We start from the raw sequence: 17,110 nt of genomic DNA, 5'->3' as shown, positions 1-17,110 counted from the left end.
CACTATAATAAGGTCTAATCCAAACGATAAAGCGCAGGGGAACGGTTATGAACTTTACGAAAATGCACGGTCTCGGCAACGACTTCATCGTCATCGGCGGCGAATCCCGCCTTCCCGACGACGCGGCGGCGCAAGCGGTACGGTTGTGCGACCGCCATTTCGGCATCGGCGCGGACGGGCTCGTCTACGCGCTTCCGTCGGAGCGGGCCGATTTCATGATGCGCATCATCAATTCCGACGGGTCGGAGGCGGAGCAGTGCGGCAACGCGATCCGCTGCATGGCCAAGTTCGTATACGATAACGGGTTGACCGACAAGACGGAGCTGTCGATCGAGACGATCGGGGCGGGGGTTCAGCCCGTCCGGCTTCGGGTCGAGGACGGCAAGGTGCGCACGGTGCGCGTCGATATGGGCGCGCCGATTCTCGAAGGACTCGCCGTGCCGACGACCGTCGACGCCAATCCGGTGTTGAACTACCCGGTCGAGGTCGACGGGAGCGAATTCCGCTTCACCGCCGTCTCGATGGGCAATCCGCACGCCGTCATCTACGTCGACGACGCGGTCGGCTTCGATCTGCACCGCTACGGTCCGAAGCTGGAGACGCACCCGCTGTTTCCGAAGCGGATCAACGTCGAATTCGCGACCGTCCGCTCGCGGACGCATATCGACATGCGCGTCTGGGAGCGCGGAGCGGGTCCTACGCTCGCCTGCGGCACCGGCGCATGCGCGACGCTCGTCGCATCGGTGCTGAACGGCGCCTCCGATCGCCGGGCGGTCGTCTCGCTGAAAGGCGGCGATCTGGAGATCGAATGGGAAGAGACGGACAATCGCGTCTATATGACGGGACCGGCGGAGACGGTATATCGGGGCTCGCTGGCCTGATGCCCCTATGCCCCCGCAGGGGGTCGTGATACAGTAAGGAGGACGATGGCCCTTCGCGGCCGTCGGGGAGAGAGAGAAGCCATATCCAGAAAGCACGGTGACGAACGAGGATGAAAGCGGATTTGCGTCAAGCGCTCCGGGAGGGCGTTGTGATCGGCGACGGAGCGATGGGGACGTTCCTGTATCAGCTCGGATTTCCGGTCGGCGTCTCCTATGAGGAATACAATATCGAAAAGCCGGACGTCATCGCCGACGTTCACCGGCAATATTACGCGGCCGGCGCCAGGCTGATCGAGACGAATACGTTTTCGGCGAACCGCGAGAAGCTGTCGAAGTTCGGCCTCGAGAACGACGTCCGCGCGATCAACCAAGCCGGCGTCGCGATCGCCCGTCAGGCGGTCGGGAACGACGCTTACGTCGTCGGCGCCGTCGGCTCGATCCGGGCGGCCCGGCGGCTCAACGTGACCGCGGAGCAGCTCGAGCTCGCCTACGGCGAGCAAATGGAGGCGCTGCTCGAAGGGGGCGTCGACGGGCTGCTGCTCGAAACGTTTTACGATTTGGAAGAGATGAGCATCGCCCTGCGCATCGCCCGCCGGCTGACGAAGCTGCCGGTCATCGGCCAGTTCGCGACCGACGGCGGGACGATTACGAACGACGGGGCTGCGTACCAAGACGCGTTCGAGCGGCTGGCGGCCGAAGGCGCCGACGTGCTCGGCTTCAACTGCCACAGCGGGCCGAACGGCATATTGCGCACGCTGGAGAAGCTCGCGCCGGTCGACGGCGTACCGTTCTCGGTGTTCCCGAACGCGGGGCTGCCGAGCTACGTGGACGGCAAGTACGCGTTCGGCTCGAAGCCGGACTATTTCGCCGAAAACGCGATCAAGTTCGCCGACTTGGGCGCGCGGCTGCTCGGCGGCTGCTGCGGCACGACGCCGGATCATATCGCCGCGATGAGCAAGGCGCTGCAGGGCTACGTGCCGAAATCGGCGGCCGTCGCGGCGCACGAGCCGAGCGCCGAAGCCCGCGCGGCCGCGCCGGTCGTCATCGGGCCGGCGACCGAGGCGCCGCCCGCGGCCGAGGCCGTGGAGCCGTCCTTGATCGAGCTGGTCAAGCGCCGGCATACGGTGATCGTCGAATGGGACACGCCGAAAGATTTGGATATCGGCAAGTTCATGGAAGGCGCCAAGGCGCTCAAGGAGGCGCGCGTCGACTCGATCACGATGGCGGACAACGCGCTCGCGATTACGCGGATGAGCAATTTGCCGATGGGCTTTCTCGTGAAGGAACGGCTCGGCGTCCGGCCGCTGCTCCATATCGCCTGCCGCGACCGGAACTTGATCGGCACGCAGTCGCATTTGATGGGCATGCACGCGATCGGGCTCGACCATACGCTCGTCATTACCGGGGACCCTTCGCGGTTCGGCGATTTGCCGGGCTCGAGCTCGGTGTACGACATGACCTCGTTCGAGATGATCCGTCTCATCAAGCAGCTGAACGAAGGCATCGCGTTTTCCGGCAAACCGCTCAAGCATAAGGCGAACTTCATCGTGGCGGCGGCGTTCAACCCGAACGTGAAATATTTGGACAAAGCGGTGCAGCGGCTCGAGAAAAAAATCGAGGCCGGCGCCGACTTCATCATGACCCAGCCCGTCTATGACGCCAAGCTGATCGAGAACGTGTACGAATCGACGAAGCATTTGAACGTGCCGATCTTCATCGGCTTCATGCCGATCGTCAGCGAAGGCAACGCGACGTTTTTGCACAACGAGGTGCCGGGCATCCAGCTGTCGGACGAAGTGCGCGGCCGGATGGCGGGGCTGAGCGGGGCGGCCGGACGGGAGATGGGCGTCCAAATTACGAAGGAGCTGCTCGACGTCGCGATGCCGAAATTCAACGGCATTTACATCATGACGCCGATGCATTTTTACGACATGAGCGTGCAGCTGACCCGGTACGTGTGGGACAAGAACGGCCGCTGACGGGCGAGGCGGGACGGAAACTCGTTTTCCACTTGTCCCCTCTTGCAAAATGCATTAAAATAAGGTACGGATGTGAGCCGCATGATTCGAAGCATGACCGGATTCGGGCAATCCGACCGCGCCGCGGGCGGGTTTGCGATCCGCGCGGAGCTGAAATCGGTCAATCACCGATACGGCGAAATCGCCGTCCGGATGCCGCGCGAATGGCTCTCCTCGGAGGAGGGCGTCAAGCGGGAAATTCAGGCGGCGGTCAAGCGGGGCAAAGTAGACGCGTATGTCGCGATCGAGCGGGAAGCGGGTACGGCGAAGACGGTCGAGATCGACTGGCCGCTCGCGGAAGCGTACCGCCAAGCGGCGGAACGGCTGAAGGAGCGGTTCGGCCTGAGCGATTCGCTGACGCTTCGCGATGTCCTTGCGGTACCCGGCGTCGTCGCGATGCGGGAAGACGTGCCGGATGCCGGTCCGATCGCCGACGCCTTGCTCGAGTGCGTGCGCGAGGCGGTGAAGTCGCTCGTGCGGATGCGCGAAGCCGAAGGCGCGCATTTGGCGCGGGACGTCGCCGGCCGGCTGGACCGGCTCGAGACGCTCGTGCGCGAGATCGGCGCGGAGGCGCCGAAGGCGGTCGAGGATTACCGGGCGAAGCTTGCCGAGAAGCTGGCGGATCTGTTGGGCGGGACGGCGGCGATGCAGCCGGACGACCCGAGGCTCGTCGCGGAAGTCGCGATCATGGCCGAGAGGACCGATATCGCGGAGGAGCTGAGCCGGCTCGAGAGCCATATCGGCCAATGCCGGCGGCTGCTGGAAGCCGAAGAGCCCGTCGGGCGCAAGCTCGATTTTCTCATCCAGGAAATGAATCGGGAAACGAACACGATCGGCTCGAAATCCAACCGTCTCGACATCGTCAATCGGGTTGTCGACATGAAGGCGGAGCTGGAAAAGATGCGCGAGCAAGCGCAAAATATCGAATGATCGGCCTTCCGAAAAAGTATGAGCGCATAGGGAAAAGGCAAGAATAGTGCAAGGCTGTGACGGTTTGCGGTAAAAGGCGGACCAGTGGGTCTTGAATACGTAGGAGGGCAATGATGGCCATTAAATTGATCAATATCGGCTTTGGGAATATCGTGTCCGCGAACCGGATCATCTCGATCGTCAGTCCGGAATCCGCCCCGATCAAGCGGATCATCCAGGAAGCGCGCGACCGGCACATGCTGATCGACGCGACTTACGGCAGACGCACGCGCGCGGTGATCATCACCGACAGCGATCACGTCATTTTGTCCGCCGTACAACCGGAAACGGTGGCGCATCGACTTACGAACAATAAGGACGATGATCATGACGAATAATGCGGACAAAGGCCTTTTGATCGTGCTGTCCGGCCCGTCCGGCGTAGGCAAAGGTACTGTCTGTTCCATGCTCCGCAAGCTGGCCCCGGAGCTCGTATACTCGGTCTCCGCCACGACTCGTTCGCCTCGTGCGGGCGAAGTGGACGGCGTCAACTATTTTTTCAAAACGAAGGAACAATTCCGATCGATGATCGAGCGGGACGAGCTGCTCGAATGGGCCGAATACGTCGGCAACTATTACGGTACCCCCCGCAGCTTCGTGAACGACACGATCCGAGCCGGCAAAGATATTATATTGGAAATCGAAGTGCAGGGCGCGATGAAGGTGAAGCAGAAGTTTCCCGAAGGCGTCTTCATTTTCCTGATGCCCCCGTCGCTCGGCGAGTTGAAAAACCGCATCGTGACGCGCGGCACGGAAACCGACGATTCGATCCGCAGCCGGATGTCCGTAGCCGTGGACGAAATCAAGCTGCTCGAGCATTACGATTATGCCGTCGTCAACGATCAAGTGGAGTCGGCTTGCGCCCGGATCCGTTCGATTATTACGGCCGAGCATTGCAGACGGGAACGGATCATGCCTTATGTGAATTCATGGATGGAAGAGGTGCGTTGAATGCTGTACCCATCGATCGACAAGCTGATCAACAAAGTCGACAGCAAATATTCGCTCGTCGTCGCCGCGGCCAAGCGAGCCCGGATGCTCCGCGACGGCTCCAAAACGGAATTGGCCGACCCGCACGCCAGCAAGTACGTCGGCGTCGCGCTGGAGGAAATTTACGGCGACTACGTAAACGTCGAGTCGCAGCATAAAGAAACCACAAAGTAAGACGCTTCTCCCGACAACCTTGAAACAGGTTGTTATTTTTTTCTGCGGGGAAAGAAACGGCTGCGAAGCGTTTCTTCACTTTTTGAGGCAAGGTTTGGGGGGCCCCGAAAAGGATTCGGAAAACGCTGCGAAGCATTACTTCACTTTTTGGGGTGCTAAAGGAGGGGAAGCGCATGCTTCATGGGAAAACGATCGTGCTCGGCGTCACCGGCGGCATCGCCGCGTTCAAGGCGGCCGCGCTGTGCAGCAAGCTGGCGCAGGCGGGCGCGGACGTCCGCGTCATCATGACGGCGTCGGCGACGAAATTCGTGGCGCCGCTTACGTTCCAGACACTGTCGCGTCACGACGTCGCCGTCGATACGTTCGACGAGAGGGACGCCTCGGTCGTCACGCATATCGACTTGGCCGACCGGGCCGACCTGGTCGTCGTCGCGCCGGCGACCGCCAACATTATCGCCAAGATGGCGCACGGGCTCGCCGACGACATGCTGAGCACGACGCTGCTCGCGACGGAGGCGCCGGTACTCGTCGCCCCGGCGATGAACGTACATATGTACGCCCATCCGGCCGTCCAAGCGAACATGCGCACGATCGCGCAGCGCGGCGTCTCGTTCGTCGAGCCCGGCGAAGGCCAGCTCGCCTGCGGCTACGTCGGCAAAGGCCGGCTCGCCGAGCCCGAGGAGATCATGGCGGCGATCGTGCGCATGCTCAACCCGGCCAAGCCGCTGGCGGGCAAGAAGGTGCTCGTCACCGCGGGAGGGACGGTCGAGCGCATCGACCCGGTCCGCTACATCACGAACGATTCGTCGGGCAAGATGGGGTACGCCATCGCCGAAGCGGCGAAGCGGATGGGAGCCGACGTCACGCTCGTGACCGGCAATGCGACGGCCGACCTCCCGGCCGGAGTCGAAGTGGTGCGCGTCCAGTCGACGCTCGACATGATGGATGCGGTGCTCGCCCGGTTCGGCGAAACCGACGTCGTCGTGAAGGCGGCGGCGGTCGCCGATTACCGCCCGGCGCAACGGGCCGATCAAAAAATCAAAAAGAACGACGACACGATGACGCTCGAGCTCGTCAAAAACCCCGACATTCTGCAGACGCTGGGCGAGCGGAAAACGAACCAATTCGTCGTCGGATTCGCCGCCGAAACGAACGACGGCGAGCGGTATGCGCTCGACAAGGTGAAGCGCAAGAAAAGCGACCTGCTCGTCCTGAACGACGTCACCGTCCCCGGAGCCGGCTTCGGGACGGATACGAATATCGTGCGCATTTACGATGAGGCGGGCCTTGTCGAGGCGCTGCCGCAAATGAGCAAGCGCGACGTCGCGGAGCGGCTGCTCGGCCTCGTGGCCGAACGGTTGAACGCGAGCGCGCGGCGCGGCGGCGGGAGCGGATCGTAATGGCGGGCCGCGAATCCGCGCTGTACGACGAGACGCTGCTGCCGCTGGACGGCCCCGAGCCGGGGCGCCGGTACGCGCAGGTGATCGTGGACGTGCCGGCGAAGCAGACGAACCGGCCGTTCGACTACATCGTGCCGCCGGAGCTGGAGGCGTGGGTCGGCGTCGGCAGCCGGGTCGGCGTACCGTTCGGGCCGAGGACGCTGCAGGGGTTCGTCGTCGGGCTGTCCGAATCGACCGGCATGGACCCGCGCAAGCTGAAGCCGATCGAGCAGGTGCTCGATCTCGTGCCGCCGCTCAATCCGGAGCTCGTCGACTTGGCCCGCTGGATGAGCCGGACGTACGTCTGCCACGAAATTACCGCCTTGCAAGCGATGATTCCGGGGGCGCTCAAGGCGAAGTACGAAAAATACGTCGCGGTCGCCGAGGAGGCGGACGGGCATTCGGCGCCGCCGCCGGAAGGGCAAGCGCTGCTCCTCGCGGGAAGCCCCGAGGAGGACGAGATTACGGCGTTCGTCCGGCAAAAAGGGACGGTGCCGATGGACGCGATGCTGCGCCGGTTTCCCGCCGCGGGACCGCTGCTGAAGCGGATGCTCGAGCGCGGCGTCCTCGTCGAAGTGCAGACGGTCAAAGACCGGCTGAACGCGAAAAAAGTGCTGTACGTCGAGCCGGCCGCCGACCCGCGCACGTTGACCGAAGAAAGCGGCAAGCTCGCCGCCGGCGCGAAGCGGCAAAAGGAGCTGCTGCTCCATTTCGCCGCCCATCCGTCCCCGGTACCGCTCGCGGAGCTGACGGACAAGCTGAACGTCGGGGCGGGGACGGTCAAGGCGCTGGCCGACAAAGGCTGGCTCACGATCCGCGAGCGCGAAGTGTTCCGCGATCCGTATGCGGGACGTTCGTTCGCGCGGACGGAGCCGCTTCCGTTGACCGAGCAGCAGCGCGGCGCGTTCGCGGCCATTTCGGATGCGCTCGGCGCCGAGCGGCACGACGTGTTTTTGCTGCACGGCGTCACGGGCAGCGGCAAGACGGAAGTATATTTGCAGTCGATCCAGCAATGTCTCGACCAAGGCCGGGAAGCGATCGTGCTCGTCCCGGAAATTTCGCTGACCCCGCAAATGGTCGAGCGGTTCAAAAGCCGGTTCGGCGACGCCGTCGCCGTCATGCACAGCCGGCTGTCGCAGGGAGAGCGGTACGACGAATGGCGCAAAATCGGCTTGAAGCGGGTCAGCGTCGTTATCGGCGCCCGATCGGCCGTGTTCGCGCCGTTCACGAAGCTCGGCCTCATTATTATCGACGAAGAGCACGAATCGTCATACAAGCAGGAGGAAAGCCCGAAGTATCACGCCCGGGAAGTAGCGGTGCAGCGGGCGGCCCGTCACGGCGCCGTCGTCGTGCTCGGCTCGGCGACGCCGTCGCTCGAAAGCTTCGCGCGCACGTCGGGCCGTGGCGCGCCGTACCGGCTGCTGACGATGGCGGACCGCGTCGAAGGCCGTCCGCTGCCGGCCGTCCGCATCGTCGACCTGCGCGAGGAGCTGAAGGCGGGCAACCGGTCGATGTTCAGCCGCGGGCTGTATAAAGCGATCGAAGAACGGTTACACAAGAAAGAACAGACCGTGCTGCTGCTCAACCGGAGAGGCTATTCGACGTTCGTCATGTGCCGGTCCTGCGGCTACGTCGTCCAATGTCCGCACTGCGACATTTCGTTGACGTACCATCAGGTGTCCCGGACGATGCGCTGCCATTATTGCGGCTTGACGCAGCCGGAGCCGAAGACGTGCCCGAGCTGCGACAGCGAGCATATCCGCTTCTTCGGCACGGGCACCCAGCGCGTCGAGGAGGAGCTCGGCAAGCTGTTCCCGGGCATCCGCGTCATCCGGATGGACGTCGACACGACGTCGGAGAAGGGTGCGCATGAGCGGCTGCTGACGAAGTTCCGCAACAAGCAGGGCGACGTGCTGCTCGGCACGCAGATGGTGGCGAAAGGGCTCGATTTCCCCGACGTTACGCTCGTCGGCGTCATCGCCGCGGATACGGTGCTGCACCTGCCGGATTTCCGCGCCGCCGAGAAAACGTTCCAGCTGCTGACGCAGGTGGCGGGAAGGGCGGGGCGCCACCGGTTGCCCGGCGAAGTGTTCATCCAGACGTACACGCCGGACCATTACAGCATCGAGCATGCGAGCCGCCACGACTACGGGGCGTTTATCGCAACCGAGCTGGACAGCCGCAGGCAGCGGGGCTATCCGCCGTACTGCGAGCTCGTCCTCGTCACGTTCTCGCACGAGCAGGTGGCGATGGTCGTCCGCGCCGCCGAGTCGTTCGCGACCCGGCTCAAGGAGAAGTGGCAGCGGATGCGGACGGAGTTCGACAGCGTTTCCGGTGCCGGAGCGGAAGACCGTTATTTCGAGGTGTACGGCCCCGTGGCGTCGCCGATCCCGCGAATCAAGGATAGATATCGGTTCCAATGCATGGTAAAATATCGGGGGGATGTCGACGTCTCCGGCATGCTGACCGAAACGGCGGCCGCTTTCGACGAAACGGTACGCCAGGAGAAGCTGCACATTTCGATCGACGTCAACCCGCAAGTGCTCATGTAACGAGGCAACGAGACGGAAAGCGGAAAGGTAGGGCGATTCCATATGGCCATTCGGATTATCGTAAAAGAACCGGATCCGGTGCTGCGCGAGAAGGCGAAGCCGGTTCCGAAAATAACCCCCAACATTCACAAGCTGCTCGACGATATGGCGGACACGATGTACGACGCCGAGGGCGTCGGACTGGCCGCCCCGCAGATCGGCATTTTGAAGCGGGTCATCGTCGTCGACGTCGGGGACGAAAACGGGCTGATCGAGATGATCAATCCGGAAATCGTCAGCAAGGAAGGCGAGCAGCTCGGACCGGAAGGCTGCTTGAGCATTCCGGGACTGCGCGGCGACGTCAACCGGGCGATGACGGTAACGGTGAAAGGGCTCGACCGCAACGGCGACGAGATCGTCATCACCGGCTCGGAGCTGCTCGCCCGCGCGTTTCAGCACGAGGTCGATCATTTGAACGGCGTGCTGTTTACCGATTTGGCGCAAAGCGTATACCGCGAAGAGGAACGGCAAAAGAAGGGCGAGGAGTGAAGACATGAACGTCGTTTTCATGGGAACGCCCGATTTTGCCGTTCCTTCCCTTAAAGCCCTTATTCGCGAAGGGTACAACGTCGTCGCCGTCGTGTCGCAGCCGGATCGGCCGAAAGGACGGAAGCGCGAGCTGGCGCCGACGCCGGTCAAAGCCGAGGCGCTCGCGCACGGCATCCCGGTGCTGCAGCCGCTCAAGCTGCGAGATCCGGCCGCCGTCGAGGAAATCCGCGCCTTGCGGCCGGATTTGATCGTCACCGCCGCCTACGGGCAAATTTTGCCCAAGTCGGTGCTGTCGATGCCGAAGCACGGCTGCATCAACGTGCACGCCTCCTTGCTGCCGAAGTACCGGGGGGGCGCGCCGATTCATCATGCCGTCATGCACGGCGAGCCGACGACCGGCGTCACGATCATGTACATGGCCGAGGGGCTCGATACCGGCGACATGATCAGCCGGACGGAGCTTCCGATACTCGACGACGACACGACGGGCACGCTGTTCGTCAAGCTGAGCGAGGCGGGGGCCGACCTGCTCGTCCGCACGCTTCCCGATTTGCTGGCCGGCCGCATCGAGGCCGTCCCGCAAAACGACGGCGAGGCGACCTACGCTCCGAATATTTCCCGCGAACAGGAACGGATCGATTGGACGAAAACGTCGACCGAGCTGTTTAACCATATACGCGGCTTGAACCCGGTACCCGGCGCCTTTACGCTGCTGAACGGCGAGGTGTTCAAGGTATGGGAAAGCCGCAAGCCGTCCGGGCGAAGCCCGTCCGGCGCCGATCGCGCCCCCGGCACCGTCCTGCAAATGACCGATGACGGCCTCGAAGTGGCGACCGGCGACGGCTCGATTTGGCTGACCCGCGTCCAGCCGGCGGGCAAGAAGGCGATGAGCGTCTCCGAGCTGAGACGGGGTGCGCCGATCGCGCCCGGCACGATATTGGGGGCGGAGACGACGTGAAGCCGACCGACAATCGAACGTCGAAGCCTGCCGGGAAGCCGAAGCCGAAACCGAACTTTGCCCAATCGCAGCCCGCCGGCCGGAAAGGTCAAGCCCCCGCCGGAACGGGCAAGCCGCGCCCCGGCGCCGCGAAGTCGGCCCCGGCCGGCAAAGACAACCGCAGGCCGCCGACCGCCCGCGAGCTTGCGCTCGACGTGCTGACGCGCGTCGAGACCGAGGGCGCTTACAGCAACCTGCTGCTGAACCAGGCGCTGCAGAGAAGCCGGCCCGACAAGCCGGATGCGGCGCTTGCGACCGAGCTCGTCTACGGGACGATCCAACGGCGCAACACGATCGATTATTTCCTCGACCGGTTCGTCGCCAAAGGCGTCGCGAAGCTCGAGCCCTGGGTACGAAACTTGCTCCGTCTCAGCTTCTACCAGCTGCATAACCTCGACCGGATTCCGGAGCACGCCGCCGTCAACGAAGCGGTCAACATCGCCAAGCGGAAAGGCCACGCCGGCATATCCGGCATGGTGAACGGCGTGCTGCGCAACGTCATCCGCCGCAAGAGCGAGCTCACTGTACCGGCCGGGCTCCCCGCCGTCTCCCGCATTGCGCTCGAGCATTCGCACCCGGAGTGGCTCGTCGCCGATTGGATTCGCCGCTTCGGCGAGGAGACGGCGGAGTCCGTATGCCGGTCGAACAACGAGCCGCCGCATACAAGCGTCCGCGTCAATGCGCTCAAGCTGTCGCGCGACGAGCTGCTCGAGCGTCTCGCCTCCGCCGGCTGCGAGGCGCGGCCGTCGGCGCTTTCCGGCGCGGGTGTCATCGTCGCCGGCGGAGGCAACATGGCGCTGACGCCGTGGTACGCCGGCGGCGAGCTGTCGGTGCAGGACGAAAGCTCGATGCTCGTCGCCGAAATGGTCGACGCGCGTCCCGGCATGTCCGTGCTCGACTGCTGCGCCGCGCCGGGAGGCAAGACGGCGCACATGGCCGAGCGGATGAACGACACGGGGCGCATCGTCGCCTGCGACATTCACGAGCACAAGCGGGCGCTGATCGAGGAGCAGGCGAAGCGGCTCGGTCTCCGCTCCGTCGAGACGCGGACGATCGACGCGCGGAAGCTCGCCGAGACGTTCGGCGGCGGCGCGGCGTTCGACCGCATCCTGCTGGACGCGCCGTGCTCGGGACTCGGCGTCATTCGCCGCAAGCCGGACATCAAGTGGGCGAAGCGGCCGGAGGACGTCGCCGAAATCGCGGCCCTGCAGCGCGAGCTTCTCGCCGGCGTCGCCGGCCTGCTCGCCCCCGGCGGCGTCCTCGTATACAGCACATGCACGATCGCCGAGGAAGAGAACGAACGGGTCGTCGAGTCGTTTTTGCGCGACCATCCGGCGTTCGAGCCGGACATGCCGCCCGTGGAGCTTCTCGACCGGCTGCCGAAAGACGTCGTCGGCGCGAGCGGGGCGGTTACGATTTTGCCGCACCGGTTCGGGTCGGACGGATTTTTCATCGCGAGGCTGCGCCGCAAATCCGAACGGCATTGACGTCCGGTCCGCCGCGAAACTTTTGAAGCGTGCCCGGTTATGCTACACTATGTAAGATAGCCATACGCGACTGACTATACGAAGTAACGGGTAGGGATGCTTTTGCTGGAACCTTTGAAGCCTTTGAAACCGCTCAAACCTTTGGAACCCCATATTCCCGACAAGCTGTCCGCTTACGACCTTTCGCTTGAAGAATGGCAGGATTGGTTGAAGCGGAACGGCGAAGCGGCGTTTCGCGCGGGACAAATTTTCGACTGGCTGTACGTGAAGCGGGTCGGCTCGTTCGAGGAGATGTCGAACTTGTCCAAGCCGCTGCGCGAGAAGCTGACCGCTTCGTTCGAATTCGTCTCGCTGACCGAAATCGCCCGCCAGCAGTCGAAGGACGGCACCGTCAAGTTTCTGTTCGAGCTGGCCGACAAAAACGCGATCGAAACGGTCATCATGAAGCACAACTACGGCAACAGCGTCTGCGTCACGACGCAGGTCGGCTGCCGGATCGGCTGCACGTTTTGCGCCTCCACGCTCGGCGGGCTGAAGCGCAACCTGTCCGCGGGCGAGATCGTCGCCCAGGTCGTTCAGGCGCAGCGCCTGCTCGATGCGACGGGGGAGCGCGTCAGCAGCATCGTCATCATGGGGATCGGCGAGCCGTTCGAGAACTACGATGCGATGCTCAAGTTTTTGAAGCTGATGAACCACGAGAAAGGGCTCAACATCGGCGCGCGCCACATTACCGTGTCCACGAGCGGCATCGTGCCGAACATATACCGGTTCGCGGACGAGAACATGCAGATCAATTTGGCGATCTCGATCCACGCCCCGAACGACGAGCTCCGCTCGAGGCTGATGCCGGTCAACCGGCGTTATCCGTTTGCGGAGCTTATCGAGGCGTGCAAATATTATTTGCGCACGACCGGCCGCCGCATCACGTTCGAATACGCCCTCATGGGCGGCGTCAACGACAAGAAGGAGCACGCGGAGGAGCTCGCCGAGGTGCTGAAGGACATGCTGCCGCTTTGCCACGTCAACCTGATCCCGGTCAACTTCGTGCTGGAGCGGGACTACAAGCGGACGGAGCGGGACGATATATTCGCCTTCCAGCGCATCCTGGAAAAGCACAACATCCCGGCGACGATTCGCCGCGAGCACGGCAGCGACATCGCCGCCGCGTGCGGACAGCTGCGCGCGAAGCACTTGGAGTCACAGTGAGGTGAGGGGAACATGCAAACGGCGCATCGAACGGATGCCGGGCTCGTCCGGTTGATCAACGAAGACCGGGCGGCCGTAAGGGACGAATGGAACGGGTTTACGCTCGCCGTCGTCGCGGACGGCATGGGAGGCCACCAAGCGGGGGAAGTCGCCAGCCAGATGGCGATCGAGCTGGTGGAAACCGAGATGCGTTCCGTCGAAACGGACATGACGGTGGACGAACGGAAGGAGGCCGTGCGCAGGGCGATTTCGACGGCCAACGACAAGGTGTTCGAATTCGCTTCGCAGCAGGCGCGCTACCAGGGGATGGGCACGACGGTCGTCGTCGCGCTCGTCACCCGCTACGATATCGTCATCGGCCATATCGGCGACAGCCGCGCCTACCTCGTCTCGGGAGACTCGATCCGCCAGCTGACGGAGGACCATTCGCTCGTGAATGAGCTGATCAAATCCGGGCAAATTACCCCCGAAGAGGCGAACGTGCATCCGCTTCGCAACGTCGTCACCCGGGCGCTCGGCACCGACAAGCAGGTCGAGGTCGACGTCTACCACAACGGCTGGCGCCCGGGCGACTATTTGCTGCTGTGCAGCGACGGCTTGAGCGGTCTTGTCGGCGAACCGGAGCTGTACGCCATCGTCGCGGACCGCCGGGCGCTGTCGTGGAAGGTCGATCGTCTCGTCCAGCGGGCGCTCGAGGAGGGCGGCGGCGACAACATTACGGTCGTGCTGCTCGCGAACGACGAGGCGGACGGGGCGGAAGCCGCGAACGATCCGGAAAGGGGGGATGACGCATGATCGGCCAAGTGTTGGGCGGGCGCTACGAGATTCTCGAGCGGATCGGCGGCGGCGGAATGGCGTTGGTATACAAAGGGCATGATATTTTACTCAATCGGAAAGTCGCCGTCAAAGTGCTGCGGCAGCAGTACGTCCATGACGAGGAGTTCATCCGCCGGTTCCGTCGGGAAGCCCAGGCGGCCGCGTCGTTGTCGCACCCGAACGTCGTCAGCATCTACGACGTCGGCCAAGAGGACGAGACGCATTACATCGTCATGGAATACGTCGAGAACAAGACGCTGAACGACTTGATCAAGGAGCGTGCGCCGCTCCCCGTCGAGGAATCGATCCGGATCGCGAGCCAAATTTGCGACGCGCTCGATCATGCGCACCATAACCAGATCATCCATCGCGACATCAAACCGCACAACATATTGATCGGCAAAAACGGCCGCGTCAAAGTAACCGACTTCGGCATCGCCCGCGCCGCAGACTCGACGCAGCTAACCCAGACCGGCTCGGTCGTCGGCTCGGTCCATTATTTCTCGCCGGAGCACGCCAAAGGGACGTTGACCGGCGCGCAGTCCGACTTGTATTCGCTCGGCATCGTCCTGTACCAGATGCTGACCGGCCGGCTGCCGTTTCTCGGGGAAAGCCCGATCAGCGTCGCCTTGAAGCATTTGCAGGAAGATTTCGAAGAGCCGCGGAAAGTGAATCCGCTTATCCCGCAAAGCGTCGAAAACCTGATCATGAAATCGATGCGCAAAAATCCGCAGGAGCGGTACCAGTCCGCGAAGGAAATGCTGCTCGATCTCGACACGTGCCTGACGCCGGACCGGCGGAACGAATCGAAAATCGTATTCGCCTCCGACGACTACGACGACAACGAAAAGACGCGCGTCGTCCCGGCGATCCGCGGGGATCAGTATGCTCAGCCGGTGCAGGACGACGGTCGGGCGGGAGCGGGAGGCCGCAAGAGAAAGGCGTGGGTGAAGCCGGTCGTCTGGACGGTTGTCACGCTGCTTCTGCTGTTTCTGATGTACCTGGGCGTCCGGTACGTGAAAAGCATGGTCGAAGTGCCGGAGACGGACGTCCCGAACTTGGTCGGCAAGACGGTGCAGGAAGCGGAGAAGGCGCTGGCGGACGCGCAGCTGCAAAGCAAAATCGTCACGGAGACGAACGAGCAGGTGGCGAAGGACATCGTCATCCGCCAAGATCCGGAGCCGATCCGGCTCAAGATCAACAATACGGTGACGCTGTACGTCAGCCTCGGTCCGGAGAAGAAGAAGATGCCGGATTGGAAAGGCAAAAAGCCGGCCGACGTGAAGGCGGAGCTCGCCACCCTCGGCATCGCCGAAACGCAGCTGAAGCAGGAACAGGTGTTCGCCGAGGAAGAGGCCGGCACGGTCGTCGCGCAGACGCCCGCCGCGGGAGAGGAATACGATCCGAAGACGGTGGCGATCAAGCTGTCCGTCAGCAAAGGCCGGGAGCAGGTGTCGATGCCCGAGCTGATCGGCAAGACGCAGGCCGAGGCGGAGGCGCTCGCCAAACGGTTCGACCTGAAGGTCGTCACCGAGCAGGCCCCGACGTTCAAGCAGCCGAAAGGCAAAGTGTTCGACCAGTTCCCGTTCAAGCCTAACGATCCGGTGACGCCGGGCGCAGAGGTGAAAATATTCGTCAGCTCCGGCTATCCGGCGAACGCGAAGGAAGTGACGGTGTCCAAAGTGCTGTCGCCGGCGGAGAAGGGCAAGGAGAGCACGATCAAGATCGTCTACAGCGACGCGCGGGGCGACAATATCGAATGGGGCTCGCCGCGCAAAATTACCGATACCCAAACGTTCGACGTGCAGCTCGTGCTGTCGCCGGACAAGGACGGCTCGGTAGCGTATTACCGCGACGGGAACCGGGTCGACATCGACACGGTGCCGTATGCGGGCAAAACGACGACGAACCCGGGCACCGGCGGCGGCACGACCGCTCCGGGAGGCGGCACGCAGCAGCCGGGCGGCCAAAAGCCCGGCACCGGCACCGGGACCGGCACGAGTACGGGGACGAGCACCGGCGGCACGACGGGCGACACCAAGGCCAATACCGGAACCGGAGGCGCGCAGACGACCTCCGGTTCCTCCGGCGGTTCGAACACGAGTACGGGAGGACGGAACTGAATGCCCGAAGGCGTTATCGTAAAAGCGTTGAGCGGCTACTATTACGTCCGGCCGGCGGAATCCGGCTCCAAGCCGCTCCAATGCCGGGCGCGCGGCATTTTCAAGAAGAAGGGCGTCTCCCCGCTCGTCGGGGACCGCGTCGTCTACGAAGTGACAGAGAACGGGGAAGGGACGGTCGACGAAATTTTGCCGCGCTCCACGGAGCTGATCCGTCCGCCGGTGGCGAACGTCGACCAGGCGGTGCTCGCGTTTTCGCTGACCGAGCCGGCGCTGAACCTGCAGCTGCTCGACAAGTTTCTCGTGCATACGGAGCGGGCGGGGCTCGAGACGGTCATCTGCCTCACGAAGCGCGACTTGCTTGAAGACGCCGATACGGCGGAGCTCGCGTCCGGGCAGGAGCCGATGGCCGTCGACGACGTGAAGCGGCTGTACGAGCGGATCGGCTATACGGTCATCGCGACGAGCACCGCCTCGGGCGAAGGGCTCGACGACGTGCGCGCCCGGCTGGCGGGACGCATCAGCGTCTTCTCCGGGCAGTCCGGCGTCGGCAAGTCGTCGCTGCTGAACGCCCTCGTCCCCGGCTTGACGCTCGAGACGAACGAAATCAGCTCGAAGCTCGGCCGGGGCAAGCATACAACCCGTCACGTCGAGCTGATCGCGCTGGAAGGAAGCGGCGGCGGGCTCGTGGCCGATACGCCCGGCTTCAGCCAGCTCGACTTCCTGCAGATGGAAGCCGAGGAGCTGTCCGGCTGCTTCGCGGAAATGAAGCGGATCGCGTCCGGCTGCAAATTCCGCGGCTGCCTCCACCAGCACGAGCCGGGCTGCCAAGTGATCGCCGCCGTGGAGAGCGGCGACGTCGCGCCGACCCGGTACAAGCATTACCTCGTCTTTTTGCAGGAAATGAAAGAACGGAAACGGAGGTATTGACGG

Annotated in this window: 15 protein-coding genes; all 15 read left to right on the top strand. The window is 63.5% G+C overall.

Features of this window, described 5'->3' with window-relative positions:
- Window positions 1–47: 47 nt before the first annotated feature.
- The 15 genes from dapF (at window position 48) to rsgA (ending at window position 17,107) form a co-directional block, all read left to right on the top strand.
- Entirely contained in the window at window positions 48–881 is an 834-nt protein-coding gene (gene dapF, locus DLM86_RS12855) for a diaminopimelate epimerase (protein WP_110840416.1), read from the top strand.
- 110 nt (window positions 882–991) lie between these two features.
- Window positions 992–2,860 carry a bifunctional homocysteine S-methyltransferase/methylenetetrahydrofolate reductase gene (locus DLM86_RS12850; protein ID WP_110840415.1) on the top strand — a complete coding sequence of 623 codons (1,869 nt, stop codon included), beginning with the start codon at window positions 992–994 and terminating at the stop codon, window positions 2,858–2,860.
- Between the two features lie 81 nt (window positions 2,861–2,941).
- On the top strand, window positions 2,942–3,829 hold the full coding sequence (locus tag DLM86_RS12845) for a YicC/YloC family endoribonuclease (protein WP_110840414.1): 888 nt from the start codon (window positions 2,942–2,944) through the stop codon (window positions 3,827–3,829).
- 113 nt (window positions 3,830–3,942) lie between these two features.
- Complete coding sequence (gene remA, locus DLM86_RS12840) at window positions 3,943–4,206, top strand: extracellular matrix/biofilm regulator RemA (protein WP_110840413.1); 264 nt, start codon at window positions 3,943–3,945, stop codon at window positions 4,204–4,206.
- Window positions 4,196–4,819: a guanylate kinase gene (gmk, locus tag DLM86_RS12835; RefSeq protein ID WP_110840412.1), complete on the top strand. Its 624-nt coding sequence runs from the start codon at window positions 4,196–4,198 to the stop codon at window positions 4,817–4,819. Before remA ends, gmk begins: the two co-directional genes overlap by 11 nt.
- Complete coding sequence (gene rpoZ, locus DLM86_RS12830; RefSeq protein WP_110840411.1) at window positions 4,820–5,032, top strand: DNA-directed RNA polymerase subunit omega; 213 nt, start codon at window positions 4,820–4,822, stop codon at window positions 5,030–5,032. It begins immediately after the preceding gene.
- Between the two features lie 173 nt (window positions 5,033–5,205).
- Complete coding sequence (gene coaBC, locus DLM86_RS12825; RefSeq protein ID WP_110840410.1) at window positions 5,206–6,432, top strand: bifunctional phosphopantothenoylcysteine decarboxylase/phosphopantothenate--cysteine ligase CoaBC; 1,227 nt, start codon at window positions 5,206–5,208, stop codon at window positions 6,430–6,432.
- Window positions 6,432–9,023, top strand: coding sequence for a primosomal protein N' (gene priA / locus DLM86_RS12820; RefSeq protein ID WP_110840409.1), 2,592 nt, complete (start codon window positions 6,432–6,434; stop codon window positions 9,021–9,023). Before coaBC ends, priA begins: the two co-directional genes overlap by 1 nt.
- Before the next feature lie 42 nt (window positions 9,024–9,065).
- On the top strand, window positions 9,066–9,551 hold the full coding sequence (gene def, locus DLM86_RS12815; protein ID WP_110840408.1) for a peptide deformylase: 486 nt from the start codon (window positions 9,066–9,068) through the stop codon (window positions 9,549–9,551).
- A gap of 4 nt (window positions 9,552–9,555) precedes the next feature.
- The gene (gene fmt, locus DLM86_RS12810) at window positions 9,556–10,509 is read left to right on the top strand and encodes a methionyl-tRNA formyltransferase (RefSeq protein ID WP_110840407.1); all 954 of its coding nucleotides are present in this window, start codon (window positions 9,556–9,558) and stop codon (window positions 10,507–10,509) included.
- The gene (rsmB, locus tag DLM86_RS12805; protein ID WP_110840406.1) at window positions 10,506–12,035 is read left to right on the top strand and encodes a 16S rRNA (cytosine(967)-C(5))-methyltransferase RsmB; all 1,530 of its coding nucleotides are present in this window, start codon (window positions 10,506–10,508) and stop codon (window positions 12,033–12,035) included. Before fmt ends, rsmB begins: the two co-directional genes overlap by 4 nt.
- 96 nt (window positions 12,036–12,131) lie before the next feature.
- Complete coding sequence (rlmN, locus tag DLM86_RS12800) at window positions 12,132–13,241, top strand: dual-specificity RNA methyltransferase RlmN (RefSeq protein WP_110840405.1); 1,110 nt, start codon at window positions 12,132–12,134, stop codon at window positions 13,239–13,241.
- Window positions 13,242–13,253: 12 nt separating this feature from the next.
- Window positions 13,254–14,036, top strand: coding sequence for a Stp1/IreP family PP2C-type Ser/Thr phosphatase (locus DLM86_RS12795; protein WP_110840404.1), 783 nt, complete (start codon window positions 13,254–13,256; stop codon window positions 14,034–14,036).
- A complete protein-coding gene (pknB, locus tag DLM86_RS12790; protein WP_110840403.1) occupies window positions 14,033–16,180 on the top strand; it encodes a Stk1 family PASTA domain-containing Ser/Thr kinase in 2,148 nt (715 codons plus the stop codon). Before DLM86_RS12795 ends, pknB begins: the two co-directional genes overlap by 4 nt.
- Window positions 16,181–17,107 carry a ribosome small subunit-dependent GTPase A gene (gene rsgA, locus DLM86_RS12785; protein WP_110840402.1) on the top strand — a complete coding sequence of 309 codons (927 nt, stop codon included), beginning with the start codon at window positions 16,181–16,183 and terminating at the stop codon, window positions 17,105–17,107. It abuts the gene before it with no gap.
- Window positions 17,108–17,110 lie beyond the last annotated feature (3 nt).

This window comes from Paenibacillus flagellatus, from assembly GCF_003217775.1.
GTDB classification, from domain to species: Bacteria; Bacillota; Bacilli; order Paenibacillales; family NBRC-103111; genus Paenibacillus_AB; species Paenibacillus_AB flagellatus.
Note: the sequence above shows the minus strand (reverse complement) of the source record. Positions and strands in the feature narration are given on the sequence as shown.